The organism is Rhodopseudomonas palustris, from assembly GCF_003226555.1.
Lineage (GTDB): Bacteria > Pseudomonadota > Alphaproteobacteria > Rhizobiales > Xanthobacteraceae > Rhodopseudomonas > Rhodopseudomonas palustris_I.
In genome coordinates, this window is sequence record NZ_QKQS01000003.1 from 37,025 (window position 1) to 54,970 (window position 17,946).

Annotated in this window: 12 protein-coding genes and 2 tRNA genes; 11 read left to right on the plus strand and 3 right to left on the minus strand. The window is 65.0% G+C overall.

The annotated features are described in order from the left end of the window. The first annotated feature begins 399 nt into the window (after positions 1 to 399). From DNX69_RS01265 to DNX69_RS01305, 9 genes are all read left to right on the plus strand, one after another. On the plus strand, positions 400 to 1,848 hold the full coding sequence (locus tag DNX69_RS01265; RefSeq protein ID WP_110784191.1) for an efflux transporter outer membrane subunit: 1,449 nt from the start codon (positions 400 to 402) through the stop codon (positions 1,846 to 1,848). Beyond that, on the plus strand, positions 1,838 to 3,208 hold the full coding sequence (locus tag DNX69_RS01270) for an efflux RND transporter periplasmic adaptor subunit (RefSeq protein ID WP_110784193.1): 1,371 nt from the start codon (positions 1,838 to 1,840) through the stop codon (positions 3,206 to 3,208). Before DNX69_RS01265 ends, DNX69_RS01270 begins: the two co-directional genes overlap by 11 nt. A 75-nt stretch (positions 3,209 to 3,283) precedes the next feature. Next, positions 3,284 to 6,415 (plus strand): efflux RND transporter permease subunit, encoded by a 3,132-nt coding sequence (locus tag DNX69_RS01275; protein WP_110784194.1) that lies wholly within the window; start codon positions 3,284 to 3,286, stop codon positions 6,413 to 6,415. After that, a complete protein-coding gene (locus DNX69_RS01280; protein WP_110784196.1) occupies positions 6,415 to 9,522 on the plus strand; it encodes an efflux RND transporter permease subunit in 3,108 nt (1,035 codons plus the stop codon). Before DNX69_RS01275 ends, DNX69_RS01280 begins: the two co-directional genes overlap by 1 nt. A 7-nt stretch (positions 9,523 to 9,529) precedes the next feature. Then, positions 9,530 to 10,261: a tRNA-uridine aminocarboxypropyltransferase gene (locus DNX69_RS01285; protein WP_110784198.1), complete on the plus strand. Its 732-nt coding sequence runs from the start codon at positions 9,530 to 9,532 to the stop codon at positions 10,259 to 10,261. A 93-nt stretch (positions 10,262 to 10,354) separates the two neighbouring features. Then, complete coding sequence (locus tag DNX69_RS01290) at positions 10,355 to 11,134, plus strand: exodeoxyribonuclease III (protein WP_110784200.1); 780 nt, start codon at positions 10,355 to 10,357, stop codon at positions 11,132 to 11,134. An 86-nt stretch (positions 11,135 to 11,220) separates the two neighbouring features. Further along, a tRNA-Cys gene (locus tag DNX69_RS01295) sits at positions 11,221 to 11,294 on the plus strand. 382 nt (positions 11,295 to 11,676) lie between these two features. Then, positions 11,677 to 13,146 (plus strand): MBOAT family O-acyltransferase, encoded by a 1,470-nt coding sequence (locus tag DNX69_RS01300; RefSeq protein ID WP_110784201.1) that lies wholly within the window; start codon positions 11,677 to 11,679, stop codon positions 13,144 to 13,146. A 2-nt stretch (positions 13,147 to 13,148) separates the two neighbouring features. Continuing rightward, a complete protein-coding gene (locus DNX69_RS01305; protein ID WP_110784203.1) occupies positions 13,149 to 14,282 on the plus strand; it encodes an alginate O-acetyltransferase AlgX-related protein in 1,134 nt (377 codons plus the stop codon). A gap of 19 nt (positions 14,283 to 14,301) precedes the next feature. Here the strand turns inward: DNX69_RS01305 and DNX69_RS26205 are convergent, their stop codons facing one another. The 3 genes from DNX69_RS26205 to DNX69_RS01315 form a co-directional block, all read right to left on the minus strand. After that, on the minus strand, positions 14,302 to 14,478 hold the full coding sequence (locus DNX69_RS26205; RefSeq protein ID WP_165825158.1) for a hypothetical protein: 177 nt from the start codon (positions 14,476 to 14,478) through the stop codon (positions 14,302 to 14,304). Between the two features lie 184 nt (positions 14,479 to 14,662). Then, entirely contained in the window at positions 14,663 to 15,052 is a 390-nt protein-coding gene (locus DNX69_RS01310; protein WP_110784204.1) for a hypothetical protein, read from the minus strand. A gap of 174 nt (positions 15,053 to 15,226) precedes the next feature. Further along, positions 15,227 to 15,301: transfer RNA gene (locus DNX69_RS01315), tRNA-Asn, on the minus strand. A 252-nt stretch (positions 15,302 to 15,553) separates the two neighbouring features. Between DNX69_RS01315 and DNX69_RS01320 the strand changes: the two genes are divergently transcribed. Together DNX69_RS01320 and DNX69_RS01325 are read left to right on the plus strand one after the other, a co-directional pair. Beyond that, positions 15,554 to 16,219 carry a protein-L-isoaspartate O-methyltransferase family protein gene (locus DNX69_RS01320; RefSeq protein WP_110784206.1) on the plus strand — a complete coding sequence of 222 codons (666 nt, stop codon included), beginning with the start codon at positions 15,554 to 15,556 and terminating at the stop codon, positions 16,217 to 16,219. 208 nt (positions 16,220 to 16,427) lie between these two features. After that, the gene (locus DNX69_RS01325) at positions 16,428 to 17,819 is read left to right on the plus strand and encodes a TolC family outer membrane protein (protein WP_110784208.1); all 1,392 of its coding nucleotides are present in this window, start codon (positions 16,428 to 16,430) and stop codon (positions 17,817 to 17,819) included. The last annotated feature ends 127 nt before the right edge of the window (positions 17,820 to 17,946 follow it).

Below are 17,946 nucleotides of genomic sequence, written 5' to 3' on the forward strand. Positions count from 1 at the left end.
TACGGCATCGAGGGTCGAGAGTTTCAGCATGTCCGGCAGCGAAAAAAATCGAAGGGCGGGCAGGGAATCTTCCTCGGACGGCCGTATCACCAGATGAAATCTTTGTAAGAGTTGCCACATTCGTCGAGGGCGTCAAGCTCATGGAACACCGATGAAATCAGAAGAATCGCACCGCGGAGGGCGCTTCATCGACGGTGGGCCGGAAACAACTTGTCACCGAGCGCTTGATGACGGCCCTGTGCGGCGGCGTTTCCGCCCATTACAATGGACTCTGGCTTAAAGGCGGCAGTCTTCGGTGGCAGAGTTGCAAGTGATTGGCAGAGAACATCGTGCGCCGACATCCTTCATGGCGCGGCGTGCGCGGCGTTACGCCGCGCCGGGAGATGGATCGCGCCCAGCATGAGCACCACACTTCGCTACCTTGGCCGCGCAGCCCGACTGGTGGTGGCCTCGGCCCTGGTCGCTGCGTCCGGCGGCTGCATCCTCACCCAGGACCTGCCTGATCCGGCACTCGACCTGCCGAATCGCTACAAGGCTGCGTCGCGGACCGCGGTCGAGAAGCCGCCGGCGCTGGATTGGTGGCGTGGCTTCCGGTCGGCTGAGCTGACGCGACTGATGGAAGAGGCACAGACGGTCAATCTCGACGTCGCTGCAGCGGTCGCGCGGATTCGCCAGGCGGATGCGCAGGCGCGGATCACCGGCGCGGCGCTGCTGCCCAGCCTCAGCGGCAGCGGCAACGGCAGCCAGATCAAAACCTCGGGCTCGAACATCTCCAACACGACGATCGCCGGCCGCCGCTACAGCACCTATTCGTCGTCGCTCAGCGCGTCCTACGAGATCGACTTCTGGGGCAAGAACCACGACGCTGCGCTCGCGGCCGAGGAGACCGCCACCGCGAACCGGTTCGACCGCGATACCGTGGTGCTGACGACCATGGCCGCCGTCGCCAATGCCTATTTCCAGGTGCTCGCGGCGCAGGACCGGATACGGACCGCCGAAAGCAACATCAAAAGCGCCAGCCGCATTCTCGACGCGATCAAGCAGCGGCTGAACGCCGGCACCGGGAACGATCTCGATGTGGCGCAGCAGGAGAGTGTGCTGGCCAATCAGCGCGCCGCACTGCCGCCGCTGCGGCTGACGCTGGCGCAGAACGTCAACGCGCTGGCGACGCTGGTGGCGCGTCCGCCGGAGAGCGTGAAGGTCGTGGGCGGATCGTTGGCGAGGCTGTCCTCGCCGCGGGTGACGCCGGGGCTGCCGTCCGATCTGCTGACTCAGCGGCCCGATATTCGTCGCCAGGAGGCGCAACTCGCCTCGGCCACCGCCAACGTCGGCAGCGCGCGGGCGCAGTTCTTCCCGACCATCCAGCTCACCGCCCAGGGCGGCTATCAGAGCGCGGCGCTGGCATCGCTGTTCACGCCGCAGGCGACGTTTTCCAATATCGCTGCGGGCCTCACACAGCCGATCTTCGACGGCGGCAAAATTCAGGGCAATTTCGACCTGACCAGGGCGCAGCAGGAAGAACTGCTGCAGACCTATCGCAAGACGGTGGTGTCGGCGTTCGCCGATGTCGACAACGCCCTCGAATCGATCAAGCAGAACACCGATCGGCTGCGGCTGCAGCGCGTCGTGGTGGCGTCGTCGCGGCGCGCGTTCGATCTCGCCGAGCAGCAGCTCCGCGCCGGCACCAGTGACATCGTCACGGTGCTGAATACGCAGGCCACGCTATTCCAGGCCGAGGACGCGCTGATCCAGACGCAGCTTGCGCGTTTCCAGGCGATCGTCAGCCTGTTTCAGGCACTCGGGGGCGGCTGGGAGCCAAAGATGGAAAGAACGGCCGATGCTCTTTAAGCCGGATGCGAAAGAGACGCCCGGTGCCGGGTCCGGGCGTAAAGGCTGGAGCGCACGGCTGGGACGCCGTGGCGTCTCGCTGCTGCTGGTGACGGTGATCCTCGGTGGGCTCGGTTTCGTCGCCTGGCGCGCGATCCACACCAAGCAGGCCGAGCGGCGGATGCCGCCGGATCTTGCTGTGCCGGTGCTGGCGGCGACGCCGAAGGTCGCCGACGTGCCGGTGTATCTCGACGGCGTCGGCACCGTGAAAGCGCTCGCCACAGTGACGGTACGCGCCCAGGTCGATGGTAAGCTGATCGCCGTGAACTTCGACGAAGGCCAGGACGTCAAGGCGGGCGACGTGGTGGCGGAGATCGATCCGGCGATCTATCAGGCGGCCTACGATCAGGCCGTCGCCAAGAAGGCACAGGACGAAGCGCAGCTCGCCAATGCGAAGATCGATCTGGCGCGCTATCAGCAGCTCGCCGCCTCGAATGCCGGCTCCAAGCAACAGGCCGATACCCAGAAGGCAACCGTGGCGCAGCTCGAGGCGCAGGTGCGCTCCGATCAGGCGGCGATCGACAATGCGGCGGCGACGCTGAGCTACACCAAGGTGGTGGCGCCGATCTCCGGCCGTGCCGGCCTGCGCCAGGTCGACAAGGGCAACATCGTTCACGCCTCGGACACCACCGGCATCGTGGTGCTGACGCAGCTCAAGCCGATCGGCGTGCAGTTCAGCCTGCCGCAGCAGCAGATCGTGCGGGTCAACGCCGCGGCGGCCGAGGCGCCGCTGCCGGTCGACGTGTTCGGCAATGACGGCGTCACCGTGGTCGATACCGGCATGCTGAAGGGCATCGACAATCAGGTTGATCAGACCACCGGCACCGTCAAGCTGAAAGCCGAATTTCCCAACGCCAAGCTGCGGCTCTGGCCTGGCCAGTTCGTCAACGTGCGGCTCAAGGTCGACACGTTGAAGCAGGCGATCGTCGTACCGGTGTCGGCGGTGCAGCGCGGGCCGGCCGGCACGTTCAGTTACGTCATCGATGAGGACAACATCGTTCATGCTCGTTCGGTGAAGGTGACGCAGCAGAACGAAACCGAAGCCGTGGTCGCCGAGGGCCTGGCGCCAGCCGACCGGGTCGTGACGACCGGATTCGCCAACCTGGCCGAAGGCGCCAAGGTGACGATCGGCGATGCCAGCCAGACTCCGGCCGCCGATCTCGCTCCGCAGAAGCGTCGCCGCGGCCCGCCCGGTGCTCAGGGCCAGGGCGGCGGCCACCAGGCCGGCGAGGGGCAGGGCAAAAGTCGTCGCGGTGAAGGCGGCCAGCAGCAAGCGCCGGCCCCCAGCGGATCGCCGGCGGGTGCGTCCAAGGCGCCTTGAGGCCGTTCGCGGTCTGCGCCGAGGCGCCGGACGCCAGAGTACCAGACGTCAGTACGCAACGCTGAGGTGAGTTTTATGGGCGTATCCGAGCCGTTCATCCGACGTCCGATCGCGACCTCGCTGCTCGGCGTCGCGCTGATGATCGGCGGCCTGCTCGGCTATCTGGCGCTGCCGGTGTCGGCGCTGCCGCAGGTCGACTTTCCGACCGTGCAGGTGACGACGCAGCTGCCGGGTGCGAGCCCGGACGTGGTCGCGTCGCTGATCACCGCGCCGCTGGAGCGCCAGCTCGGCCAAATTCCGTCGCTGACCGCGATGACCTCGACCTCGTCGTTTGGCGTCAGCCAAGTGTCGCTGCAGTTCGATCTCAACCGCGACATCGACGGCGCCACCCAGGACGTCCAGGCGGCGATCAACGCTGCCGCCGGGATCCTGCCGAAGAACCTGCCGTATCCGCCGGTCTACGCCAAAGTGAATCCGGCCGATGCGCCGGTGATGACGCTGGCGCTGACCTCGACCACAGTGTCGCTCCGCAATATGAGCGATCTTGCGGACACGCTGATGGCGCAGCGCTTGGCGCAGATCTCCGGCGTCGGCCGGGTCGCGGTGCTCGGCGGTCTGAAGCCGGCGGTGCGGGTGCAGGCCGATCTCGCCCGGCTCGCCGCCTATGGCATCTCGATGGAGGACCTGCGCACAGCGATCGCCAACGCCAATGTGTCCGGTCCCAAAGGCTCGCTCGACGGCGCGCAGCAGGCCTACACCATCGCCGCCAACGATCAGATCGCCGCGGCCGACGCCTACCGCCCGATCATCGTCGCCTACCGCAACGGCTCGCCGGTGACGATCGGCGACGTCGCCCAGATCATCGACGGGCTCGAGAACGAGCGCACCGGCGCCTGGTATCAAGGCGCGCCCGCTGTGATCCTCGATATCCAGCGCCAGCCCGGCGCCAACGTCATCGACGTCGTCAAGGGCATCCGCGCCGAAATCCCGCGGATCCAGCGGATGGTGCCGGCCGGCGTCAAGCTGACGGTGGTCAGCGACCGCACCGAGACGATCCGAGCTTCGGTGCACGATGTGCAGTTCACGCTGCTGCTGAGCGTGGTGCTGGTGACGCTGGTGGTGCTGCTATTCCTGCGCTCGATGCGGGCGACCATCATCGCCGGCGTGGCGTTGCCGCTGTCGCTGATCACCAGCTTCGGCGTGATGTATTTCATGGGGTTCAGCCTCGACAATCTGTCGTTGATGGCGCTGACGATCGGCACCGGCTTCGTTGTCGACGACGCCATCGTGATGATCGAGAACATCGTTCGTCACATGGAGGACGGCGAGAGCCCGATGCAGGCGGCGCTGAAGGGCGCCAGCGAGATCGGCTTCACCGTGATCTCGCTGACGATGTCGCTGATCGCGGTGTTCATCCCGCTGTTGTTCATGTCCGGCCTGGTCGGGCGGATGTTCCGCGAATTCGCCCTGACGCTGACGATCGCGGTCGTCACCTCGGCGATCGTGTCGCTGACTCTGACGCCGATGATGTGCTCGCGGCTGCTCAAGCACGCCCGCGACGAGCGTCAGGTGCCGGGGCTCGCCACGATCACCGGCTGGATCGATCGCGGCGCTGAGGCCTATCATCGCAGCCTATTGTGGGTGCTGAAGCATCAGCGCGCCACGCTGGTGGTGACCTTCCTCACCATCGTTGCAACCCTCGTGCTGTATGTGATCGCGCCGAAGGGCTTCCTGCCGCTGCAGGATACCGCCTCGATCACCGCGGTGACGGAAGCGGGGCCGGCGGTGTCGTTCACCGAGATGAAAGCGCGGCAGACCGAGACCGCCAAGGCGATCGAAGCCGATCCCGACGTCGTCGGCGTGGTGTCGGTGATCGGTGCCGGCTCGGTCAATCCGACGCCGAATGTCGGCCGATTGGTCCTGACGTTGAAGCCGCGCGGCGACCGCAAATCCGATGTGAGCGAGGTGATCGAACGGCTGAAGCAGCGCGTCGCTGGCATCCCAGGCATGACGGTGTACTTCCAAGCCGTGCAGGATGTTCAGATTTCGACCCAGGCCAGCCGCTCGCAATATCAGTACACCCTGACCGCGACCGACGCGGCGCTGCTGTCGCAATGGGCCAATCGGTTGCTCGAAGAGCTGCGCAACGATCCGTTGTTCCGAGACGTCTCGACCGAAGCGCAGGAGGGCGGCTTGCGCGCTGCGCTCGACGTCAACCGCGAGCGCGCCGGCCAGCTCGGCGTCAGCATCCAGGCGGTCAACGACACGCTCAACGACGCGTTCGCGCAGCGGCAGATTTCGACGATCTATGGCCAGGCCAACCAGTATCGCGTGGTGCTGGAGGCGCTCCCGATCTATCAGCAGGACCCGTCGATCCTGTCCAAGCTTTACGTACCGGGTGCCGCGGGCGCGCAGGTGCCGATCTCGGCGGTCGCCGAGTTGAAGCGCACCATCGCGCCACTGGCGATCTCGCATCAGGCGCAATTTCCTTCCGTGGCGATGAGCTTCAACCTTGCGCCCGACGCCTCGCTCGGCGAAGCGCTGAACGAGATCAAGACGATCGAGAAGCGGATCGGGATGCCGGGGAGCATCGTCGGCGTTTTCTACGGCGATGCCGCCGAGTTTTCCAAGGCGCTCGACGGTCAGCCGTGGCTGATCTTGGCCGCGATCGTCGCGATCTACATCGTGCTCGGCGTGCTGTACGAGAGCTACATCCACCCGATCACCATCCTGTCGACGCTGCCGTCGGCCGGCGTCGGCGCCATCCTGGCGTTGATGCTGTTCGGCCAGGATCTGTCGGTCATCGGGCTGATCGGCATCATCCTGTTGATGGGCATCGTCAAGAAGAACGCCATCATGATGATCGACTTCGCGCTTGAAGCCGAGCGCGGGCGTGGAATGTCGTCCTTCGAGGCGATCGTGGAGGCGTGCCGGCTGCGCTTCCGGCCGATCATGATGACGACGCTGGCAGCGTTGTTCGGCGCGCTGCCGCTGGCGGTCGAAAGCGGCACCGGTTCTGAGCTGCGGTTTCCGCTCGGCATCTCGATCATCGGCGGCCTGCTGCTGAGCCAGCTGTTGACGCTCTACACCACGCCGGTGATCTATCTGGCGCTCGACCGGATCAATCGTAAGCTGGAGCGGGCGTTGCCGCCGGTGCCACCGGCGACGCCGTCACCGCCGCTGGCTGGCGCCGGGGAGGGGCTGTAATGGCCTCGATGTCCGCCCCGTTCATCCGTCGGCCGGTCGGCACCACGCTGCTGGCGATCGGATTGTTCCTGGTGGGCTTGGTCGCCTATGCGGTGCTGCCGGTTGCGGCCCTGCCGAACGTCGATTTTCCGATGATCATGGTGTCCGCTTCGCGACCGGGCGCGGCACCATCGGTGATGGCCTCGACCGTCGCGGCGCCACTCGAGCGGCGGCTCGGCGAGATCGCGGGGCTCGATCAGATCACGTCGACCAGTTCGCTCGGGAGCACCCGCATTCAGTTGCAGTTCTCGATCGGCCGCAACGTCGACAGTGCCGCACGCGACGTCCAGGCAGCGATCAACGCTGCCGTCAGCGACCTGCCGACCGATCTGCCGACGTTGCCCAAGTTCCGCAAGTTCAATTCCGCCGCGGCGCCAGTCTACATCCTGGCACTGACCTCGAAGACGATGCCGGCGAGCGCGATCTACGACGTCGCCGACACGGTGCTGGCGCAGCGCATCTCGCAGGTGCCGGGCGTCGGCGACGTCACCGTCTCCGGCGCCGATCAACCGGCGGTGCGGATTGCGCTCAATCCAGTCGCGCTGTCGAGCGCCGGCATCTCCACCGACGACGTGCGCACGGCGATCGTCAACGCCAATCCGGTCGGCCCGGTCGGCGCGTTCGATGGGCCGCAGCTGACCGAGACGCTGTCGACCAATCCGCAGATGCGGACAGCGGAACAGTTTCGCAGCATCGTCATCAAGAGCGACGCCAACGGCACGGTGCGGCTGTCGGATGTCGCCACCGTCAGCGACGCGACACGCAACGCCCGCACCATCGCCTGGTACAACAAGCAGCCGGCGGTGATCATGCAGATCACCAAGCAGGGCGACGCCAACGTCATTGAGACAATCGACCGCGTGAAGGCGCTGCTGCCTGAGCTGAAACGGTGGATTCCGGCCGGCGTCGAGATCTCGGTTCTGGCCGACCGCACCGGAACGATCCGCGCCAGCGTCGACGACATGCAATGGACGCTGCTGGCGACCGCGGTGCTGGTGATGGTGGTGGTGCTGCTGTTCCTGCGCCGGCTGACGCCGACGATCGCCGCCGGCGTGTCGGTGCCGCTGGCGCTGGCCGGCACCTGCGCCGGAATGTGGATCAGCGGGTTCTCGATCAACAATCTGTCGCTGATGGCGCTGGCGATCGCGGTCGGCTTCGTCGTCGACGACGCGATCGTGATGATCGAGAACATGTACCGCAACTTGGAGCGCGGCATGGCGCCGTTGCCGGCGGCGCTGGAAGGCGCCCGGCAGATCGGCTTCACGGTGCTGTCGATCAGCCTGTCGCTCGTCGCCGCGTTCGCGCCGCTGATCTTCATGGACGGGTTGATCGGCCGGCTGCTGCGCGAATTCTCCCTGACGCTGACCTTCGCCATCGTGGTGTCGACCGTGGTGTCGCTGACGGTGACGCCGATGATCTGCGCCCATTACATTCGCGCCGAAGCGGCGCCGAAACAGACCTGGTTCGATCGCTTGGTGGAGGGAGCACTGAGCCGGATGGTCGGGTTCTACGCCTGGTCTCTCCGCGCCGTGCTCGGCGTGCCGTGGCTGACCGTCGTGGTTTTCATTGCCACCATCGCGCTCACGGTCACGCTCTATATCAAAGTGCCGAAGGGCTACTTTCCGATCGATGATTCCGGCTTCGTGATTGGTTCCACCCGCGCCTCCGCCGATATTTCGTTTCAGTCGATGCGGAAACTGCAGTCGGAGCTCGCCGACATCGTGATGGCTGATCCGGCGGTCGCCGGCGTTGGCTCCGTGCTCGGAGGCGGCGGACCGGGCGGCGGTGGTGCCAATCGCGGCACGATGTTCATCAACCTCAAGCCAAATGCAGAACGCGAGGGCATCACCACTCAGATGGTGATCGATCGGCTGCGACGGCAGCTCAGCCGGGTCGCGGGCATCCGGCTGTTCATGTTCGCAGCCCAGGATCTGCGCGGGGGAGGCCGCTCCAGCGAATCCAACTACCAGTACACGCTGAGAAGTCCCGATCTGGACTTGTTGCAGAGATGGGCGCCGATCGTCGCCAAGCGGATGCAGACGGTCGACGGCATCACCGACGTCACCAGCGACCGCGATGACGGTGGCCTGCAACTGACGCTGTCGATCGACCGCACCATGGCGGCGCGGCTCGGCGTCAAGATTCAGGACATCGACAACGCGCTCAACAACGCCTTCTCGCAGCGGCAGATCGCGACGATCTATACCCAGCGCAACCAATACCAGGTGGTGCTCGAAATCGATCCGGCGTTCCAGACCGACCCGACCGATCTCAAGCGGATCTATGTCGACAGCTCCAGCGGCGAGCAGGTGCCGCTGTCCGCCGTGGTCCGGGCCGAGCGCGGGCTGGCGGCGCTGGCAGTCGCTCACACCCAGGGCGTGCCGTCGACGACGGTGTCGTTCAACACGCTGCCCGACGTGCCATTGCAGGAGGCGACCGCAAACATCCAGCGCGCGGTCGACGAACTCCACATGCCGGAGGGCATTCGGGGCTCGTTCGACGGCAATGCGGGGGATTTCCGCGCCACCTCCAGCAAGCAGCCGCTGTTGATCCTGGCGGCGTTCATCGCGATGTACATCGTGCTCGGCGTGCTCTACGAGAGCCTTGCGCACCCGCTGACGATCATCTCGACGCTGCCGTCGGCTGGACTTGGCGCGCTGTTGGCGCTGCTGGTCACCGGGACCGAACTGACGGTGATCGCCTTCGTCGGCATCATCATGCTGATCGGCATCGTCAAGAAGAACGGGATCATGATGGTGGACTTCGCGCTCGAGGCAGAACGTGATCGCGGGCTGTCTTCCGCGGATGCCATCTTCGAGGCCTGTGTCGTGCGGTTTCGCCCGATCCTGATGACCACGCTGGCGGCGCTATTCGCGGCGATTCCACTGGTGGTCGCGGTCGGGCCCGGCACTGAATTGCGACGGCCGCTCGGCATCACCATCATCGGCGGGCTGTTCGTGTCGCAGGTGCTGACGCTGTACACCACGCCGGTGATTTATCTGTTGATCGACCGGGTGCGGCAGCGGCGCTGGCGCCGCGGCGCACCCGCCGCCGTGCCGGCGGAGTAGGAACCAAATGACGACTGAACAAGAGACACATGCCGCAGAGCTCGGCGCGCCGGAGCCGGAATGCGCCCGCTGTGGCAAGGTGCTGCCGCTGTGCATCTGCGACACCGTCGAGCCGATCCCGAGCAAGATTCAGCTTCTCATTCTGCAGCATCCGCAGGAGCAGGACCGTGCGCTCGGCACCGCACGGCTGACCGCGCAGCATTTCAACAACGCCGTGGTGCGGATCGGTCTGTCGTGGCCGAGCCTGTCCAAGGCGCTCGGCCGGCCCGTGCATGATCCGTCACGCTGGGCGGTGCTGTATCTCGGTTCGGCCCGCGCTGCCGAATTGGCGGAGGGGCGCGACATTCTGGCGGTCGACGCCAAGGGGCAGCCCGAGCCTTATCAGGACATGATCCTCGACGAGATCGAGGGCGTGGTGCTGCTCGACGGCACCTGGAGTCAGGCCAAGGCGCTGTGGTGGCGCAACGCCTGGATGCTGAAGTGTCAGCGGGTGATTCTCGACCCCGCGGCGCCGTCGCGCTACGGCCGCCTCCGCAAGGAGCCGCGCCGCGACGGGCTGTCGACGCTGGAAGCCGCCGCCATGCTGCTGTCGCGGCTGGAGCACCGCCGCGAGATCGAGACCGTGCTGCTGTCCGCGTTCGACCGGATGCTGGCGCGGTTCAAGCAGGTGCAGGCCGAGCGGCCCGATCTCGCCCCGAAGCCGAAGAAGCGCGACTGGCGGCGCAAGAAGCGCGGGTGAGGGCGACTCTCGCGGCGGGGGGAGGAGGATCTTCTCAGGTCTCGATCGGTTGTCCGATGCGTCGCCGACCTTAGCCGGCGCGGGGGCCCCGCGGTGAAGATCGCCACCTTCAACATCAACGACGTCAATAAGCGGCTGCCGGTCCTGCTCGGCTGGCTGCGGGCGGCGAAGCCGGACGTGGTCTGCCTGCAGGAGTTGAAGGCGACTCAGACCGAGTTTCCCGAGGTGGCGCTCCGCAAGGCCGGATATTCGGCGGCCTGGGTCGGGCAGAAGAGTTGGAACGGCGTGGCGATCCTGGCGCGGGGCAAGGCCCGGATCGTGGTCACCCGGACCAGGCTGCCCGGCGATCCGAAGGACAGTCAGAGCCGCTATATCGAGGCCGCCGTCGCCGGGATGATCGTCGGCAGTCTGTATGCACCGAACGGCAACCCGCAGCCGGGTCCGAAATTCGACTACAAGCTGGCTTGGTTGAAGCGACTCAACCGCCACGCCGCTACGTTGCTCAAGAGCGGCGCGCCGGTGGTGCTGGCCGGCGACTTCAACGTGGCGCCGACTCCGGACGACATCTATCCGACGCGGTCCTGGGACAAGGACGCGCTGGTGCAGCCGGCGCCCCGTGCGCTCTACGCCAAGCTGCTGAAGCAGGGGTGGAGCGACGCGCTGCGCGCGCTGCATCCCACTGGCGCGCCCTATACGTTCTGGTCGTATTGGCGAAACCGGTTCGAGCGCGACGCCGGGCTGCGGATCGATCATCTGCTGCTCGCCCCCACGCTGGCAAACCACCTCATCCGGGGCGGTGTCGACCGCGACGTTCGGGGCGGGCCGGGCGCGAGCGATCATGCTCCGGCCTGGATCGTGCTGCGCAAGCCTTGACCCGACCCGGGCCGATCCGCGCTCGAGCGAGCGGTGTCTCGGTTGTTGCCTCGCCGACGGATCGCCTATAGAAGGTCGCCGTGTGGGGCCACGTGGCGGAGTGGTTACGCAACGGTCTGCAAAACCGTGTACACCAGTTCAATTCTGGTCGTGGCCTCCACTTTCAATTCCAACGTGTTACTGCATTTCCTTGGCTCGCTGCGCGAGCCTGCTGCCGCGCGCCGCTGGCCTGCCTTCGGCTTGGCGATGCAGCCTTCGCCCGCGGGCAGCGAGCCCCGCAGCCGAGTGGTCGTGACGCGCCGCTTCTCTGCAAGCTCTTCGCAACCTCGAATCGGTGCGGCTACGTCGACGGCAGTCTGATCCGCCGCGGTCGGCGCAGATCGACGTCGTGGCGCCGTCGGACGGGAATAGCGGCACCGCATCTCAGATTTGGCGGTCTTGAACATTCAGAAGCAGTCGCGCAAGGAGGGGAAACACCAGGGGACGATGGCGATGCCGGATCGCGACTGCAGGGGCCGGAACGGCACGAGGACGACGGCCTGATGCTGTTCAGTTCGCCGGTCTTCCTGTTCCTGTTCATGCCGCTGCTGCTCCTGGTCTACTGGAGCGTACCGCGGCCATTTCGCAACAGCGTGCTGCTGGTCGCCAGCCTGGTGTTCTACGCTTGGGGCGAGCGGTTCTTCGCCCTGGTGATGCTCGGGTCGATTTTCGGCAACTGGCTGCTTGGGCTGGCGCTCGATGCCATATCGGATCCATGGCGGCGCAAGCTCGTGGTGGCTGCCGCGGTGGTGCTGAACATCGGTCTGCTCGCGGTATTCAAGTACTCAGAATTCCTGATCGCCAACCTCAACGCGCTGCTGGAGACGGTGGGAATCGCTCCCGTCACCGTGGTGGCGCCGCATCTGCCGCTCGGGATTTCGTTCTTCACCTTCCACGCGCTGTCTTACGTGATCGACGTCTATCGCGGCGCCGCCCGGGCGCAGCGCCGGCCGGTCGACTTTGCCCTCTACATTGCATTCTTTCCGCAACTGATCGCCGGCCCGATCATCCGCTACCACGACATCTCCGATCAGCTCCGGCGCCGGCCGGTGACGCTCGAACTGGCGGCGTCCGGGATCGAGCGGTTCCTCGCCGGTTTCGGCAAGAAGATGCTGCTGGCCAATCCGCTTGGAGAAGTCGCCGATCGGATCTTCGCGCTGCCGGCCGCCGAGCTCAGCCCGGGCGCGGCCTGGCTCGGACTGGTCTGCTACACTTTGCAGATCTATCTCGACTTCTCGGCCTATTCGGATATGGCGATCGGGCTGGCGCGGCTGTTCGGGTTCACCTTCCTGGAGAACTTCAACTATCCGTATCTGTCGCAGTCGCTGCAGGAGTTCTGGCGACGCTGGCACATCTCACTGTCGAACTGGCTGCGCGACTATCTGTACATCCCGCTCGGCGGCAATCGCGTCCCGCCGTGGCGGGTGTATTTCAATTTGGCCACGGTGTTCCTGCTGTGTGGTCTCTGGCACGGCGCCAACTGGACGTTCGTAGTGTGGGGCTTGATCCACGGCCTGTTCCTGATCTTCGAACGGCTCGGATTGGCATCAATGCTGGCGCGCATGCCGCGGCCGGTGCGGCATCTCTACACGCTGGCGGTAGTGTCGTTGGCGTGGGTGTTCTTCCGCGCCGCGGACCTATCGCACGCGATCATCTATTTGAAGGCAATGGTCGGCTTCGGCGCCGGATGGTCGCTGGATTTCCTCGGCAACCTCGATCCGCTGGTCGTCATCTGCCTGGTGATGGGAAGCCTCGCGAGCGCTGCGGCGTTCAGCCCGCTGACGGCAGATTGGCGATTGCGCCGCGACCAGAGCCAGGGACGGGTGCATTCCGACGTTCGCACCTTGCAGATCGGCCAGGATGGCACTGTGATGATGGCCGGCAGGCTGATTGTGCTGCTGACGATCGGTCTGCTCGCCGCCAGTCAGGTCGCGGCCGGGACCTACAATCCCTTCATCTATTTCCGGTTCTAGCTATGCAGCGACCTCCATTCAGCGCACGCCTCTACAGTGGTGCCCTGGTCGGGCTGGTGATGGCGTTTTCGTTCGCGTCGCTGATCGCGATGGTGTTCAAGCACGCCGAGATCTCTATCGGCGAGAACCGCGCCCTGACGCAGCTTCCGGGATGGCCGCGCACGGCTGCGGAATGGGACAGCTTTCCGGAGCGGTTCGACGCTTATTTCAACGACAATTTTGGACTTCGGAAGCTGCTGCTGCGGCTGAATTCGAACTTCACCACGGTGATGCTGGGGCGCTCGCCGTCGGACAAGGTGGTGTTTGGCAAGGACGACTGGCTGTTCTATGCCGGGGACAATTCGATCGAGCTGTACCGCAATCAGCGGCCGCTCAGTTCGCTGCAGCTCGACAATACGCGAAAGGCGCTGCAGCGCCGAATGCAGCCGCTTGCCGCGGCGGGCCGGCCTTATCTGTTCGTGGTGGTGCCGGACAAGCACACGATCTACCCCGAAGAGATGCCGACCTATATGTCGCGGCGCGATCCGCCGTCGCAACTCGATCAGGTGGTGGCGATGGCCGGAAAGGAGCATCTGCCTGTGCTCGATCTGCGCGCGACGCTGCGGCAGGGCAAGGCGGACGGGCAGGTCTACTTCAAGGACGACTCGCACTGGACCGATTGGGGCGCGTATCTCGGCTATCGCAGCATCATGGCAGCGCTGTCGCTGCCCAATCTGCCGGTGATCGATCTCGATGCTACGCGGTTTTCTGTCGCCTCAGAGCATGCGGGCGATCTCGCCGGCATGGCGGGACTGACGCGGCGGGAGGTGACACGGACGTCGGCGCCGGTGCCCGATCGCTGCGCCTTTACGGCTACGACGTATCAGCCAGCCGGCGACGACATCTCGGTCGGACGGACGTTCTGTCCGCAGGCCAGATACAAGATCATGTTCATCGGCGACTCTTTCACCGAAGGATTGGTCAAATACCTGTCGCGCAGTTTTGGTGAGGTGGTCTATGTCGCCCGGTCCGGCTTCAAGCCGTCACGCGAAATCGCACCGCTGATCGAACGTGAGAGGCCGGATCTGGCGATCGAAGAGCTGGCGGAACGGCACCTGGATTCGCTGGCCGACACGGTCGCGCAGGACGATCGCTAGGCTGGCAGAAGAGCCGTGATCAGCAGGAGGCGTACCAATCGGTCGGGAACGGCAGTAGCGGCCATTCGACCGAATTGTCATTCGCGGCGCGGCGCATCGTCGCCACCATGTTGGGGCGCACGACGTTGTCCTGCGTGGTTTCCGCCACGGCGTCGCTGATCGACTCCAGCAGCAGATTGTATTCGGCTTCGCTCATGGTTCGGCTCCCCTGTCCGAACCGGAGTGTGGCAAAAACTGTTGTGAGGCCTGTTGCGAGGATCGTTCGAATTTTATCGATCGGCTGTTTCTTGCGTGGCGTTCCAAATCCAAGCGGCGGTTTCTCACGAAAAAAGCCGCCCCCGGGCAGGAGGCGGCTTTGCTCGTAGCTTCAGTTCAGCGGCTTATTGGCAAAGATGCATGCGGCCGTCTTCACCGCGGAACGTCGTGCCGGGAAGGCAGACGAAGCCGTTGCGCGCGGCATAGCTGCGCATGTCATAGTCGCCCTGATAGCCGGCCTGGAACGGAGCGGTGGCGATCGCACCGGCCGCTCCAATCGCGCCGCCGACCACACCTGCGGCGACCTGACCCGGCCAGAACGCGTTGCTGTCACGCCAATTGCGGTTCTGCGACCACCGGTCATGATAGCCGCGGTTCTGATAGGCTTGGTGGCGCTGCATTTCCGTACCGTAGCTCTGGCCGCGGTGCTGCATCGGCTGCTGCGCCGATGCGGCGGTCGTCAGGGCCACAGCGCCCGCGAACACAGCGGCTGCAAACGTTGTCGATTTGAACATCTTGGGCTCCTTCGTTGGATCGCGTGGGCGCAACGTGCACCAGCGCGAGAACGTTCCAGGGAAGGGGCCGAGGCGGGTCACACCGGCGTGAGAGCCGGCTCGCAAACGAACGAGGCGCTGCGACCAAGTATCGGTCGAGCGCAGCGAATCTTGCAACGATGGTGGTAAATAAAATGGCTCCCCGGGCCGGATTCGAACCAGCGACCAACCGGTTAACAGCCGGTTGCTCTACCACTGAGCTACCAGGGAACAGCGAAGCAATGCTTCGCGGGCAGCGTATAACAAAGCCGTTCAGCGTTGGAAAGCAGAAATCGGTCGATCGACACCGGCCGTTTCCGCCGCAACGCTTGCGGCGAGCCGTCGTCACGGCGACCGCTATGTAGGGGATGATTTGCGCCGCGTGAAGCCCCCTTCGTACCAAATCTGTTGAGTGCGGCGACATGTTGCGTTTTCATTGGCGTTGCAGCATGGATGGCGCGGGTTTCATCGCAGGGGATCGGGATGTTGGAATTCGAGCGCGCGCGGCAGAACATGGTCGATTGCCAAATCCGGCCCTCTAGCGTGACGGATTGGCGAATCATCGATGCGATGCGGATGTTGCCGCGTGAGGCATTCCTGCCCGAATCGAAACGGGAGCTGGCGTATCTCGATCTCGATCTGGAGATCGACGGCGGCGACGGGCGCAAGCACTTCCTGCTGAACCCGATCATGACCGCGCGGATGATTCAGGCTGCCGAGCTCGCGCGGGAAGATCGCGTTCTCGTGGTCGGCTGCCCGACCGGTTACGTCGCGGCGATCGTGTCCAAGCTCACGGACCGGGTCGCAACCACTATCGACGACAAGGGATTGGCGCAGAGCATGCAGTCGACCCTGGCTGCGCTCGGCCTCACCAACGTCAATGTCCGCGTTGCCGAAGCGTCCAGAGGTGATGCCAACGACGCGCCTTTCGACGCCATCCTGCTGTGCGGTGGAACCGAGATCGAGCCGAGTGCGCTGTACGATCAGCTCAAGCTCGGCGGCAGGCTCGTCGGCGCTTTTGCGGACGGAAAACCTCAGCGGGTTACCGTTGTGACAAGGTCAGAAGGGGACTTCGGCGCCCGTGTTCTGTTCGATGCATCGGTGCCAATCCTGCCCGGCATGGAGCGGCCCGCGGCCTTCGTGTTCTGACCGGAACTGATCAAATTCTACTGAAGAATCATACCTGTGGCGCGAATGCCCCAGCTCGGAAGTTTTGCTTCGCTGGTGTTCCGAGGGGTTTCTTATGTCGCTGCCGTGGCTTATGGTGAGGATAGACTTACCGGTTTTCGGCGCTGGCCTGGGTGCGAGGCGGCTTCGGTCCCGGTGTGGGGAAAAGTGTAGGATTGGATTGCCAGGCATGGATGGGTTCAAGCGAGTCTCCGGCTTTGTCGTTGCCGGCGTCCTTTTGGTGTGCGCACCTCACACGTCGGCGAGCGCCGAGACCATCGAGGCTGCTCTGATCCGCGCCTATCAGAACAATCCCCAGCTCAACGCGCAACGCGCTTCGGTCCGCGCTACCGACGAATCAGTGCCGCAGGCGCTGTCCGGCTATCGCCCGAAGGTCGCCGTCACGGCGTCGGGCGGCTATCAATACACCGATGCGATTTCGAGCATCGCTGGCAACCAATTCCATCTGGCCGGCACGCAGATCCCGCGATCGGTGGGCGTGACCGCTTCACAGACGCTGTTCAATGGCAATCAGACGGCGAACCGCACGCGTGCCGCCGAGAGTCAGGTGTCTGCTGCGCGCGAAGGGCTGCGGGTGCTGGAGCAGTCGGTGATGCTGTCTGCTGCCACCATTTACATGGACTATCTGCGGGATTCGGCGACCCTCGAGGTTCAGCGAACCAACGTGCGGGTTCTCGAGCAGACGCTGCGGCAGACCAACGATCGTTTCAATGTCGGCGAGGTGACCCGCACCGACGTGGCGCAGTCGCAAGCACAGCTCGCCGCCGGCAATACCCAGCAGCTCGCCGCCGAATCGACGCTCACCACCACACGGTCGAATTATCGACGCATCATCGGCAACGAACCCGGCAATCTCGCGCCCGGCTCGCCGGTCGATCGCTATCTGCCGAACAGCTTGGCGCAGGCGATCAATCTGGCGTTGGTCGAGAACCCGAACGTCACGGCGGCGATGTACGGCATCGACGTCAGCCATCTCAACGTGAAGATCAACGAGGGGGCGCTGTTCCCGACGCTGACGCTGCAGGCCAGCGCGCAGCAGTCCTGGGAGCCGTCGATCTCCTCGCCGCGGCAGTTCATCGCCTCCGGCGTGGCCCAGCTGTCGATTCCGATCTACCAGGGTGGCGGCGAATACGCGCTGATCCGGCAGTCGAAGGAAACTCTGGCGCAGCAGCGCCTCAACCTCGAACAGGTGCGCGACCAAACCCGCGCCAGCGTCGTGCAGGCCTGGGGCCAGTTGCAGGCTGCGAAGTCGCAGGTCTCCTCTGCACAATCGCAGGTGAAGGCCTCGGAGATCGCGCTCAACGGCGTCCGTGAAGAAGCCCGCGCCGGCCAGCGCACCACGCTCGACGTGTTGAACGCGCAGCAGGCCTTGGTGAATGCCCGCGTTGCGCTGGTGACGGCGCAGCACGACCGCGTGGTCGCGTCCTACGCAGTACTCAATGCGATCGGCCGGCTGTCGCCGCAGGTACTCGGTCTGAAGACCAACGTCTATGATCCCAGCGTTCACTATCATCAGGTGCGCGACAGCTGGGGTGGTGTGCGGACTCCGGACGGCCGTTGACGGTCGGCTGAGGTGCGCCGAGGCGATCGCCTCGGCGCGTTCACTTGCAAACAACTAATCAGCTGCCTACCGTTGCTCGGGTCGTGGTGACGATTCGAGTCGGCTATGTGCCCGATGCTCACGTCGT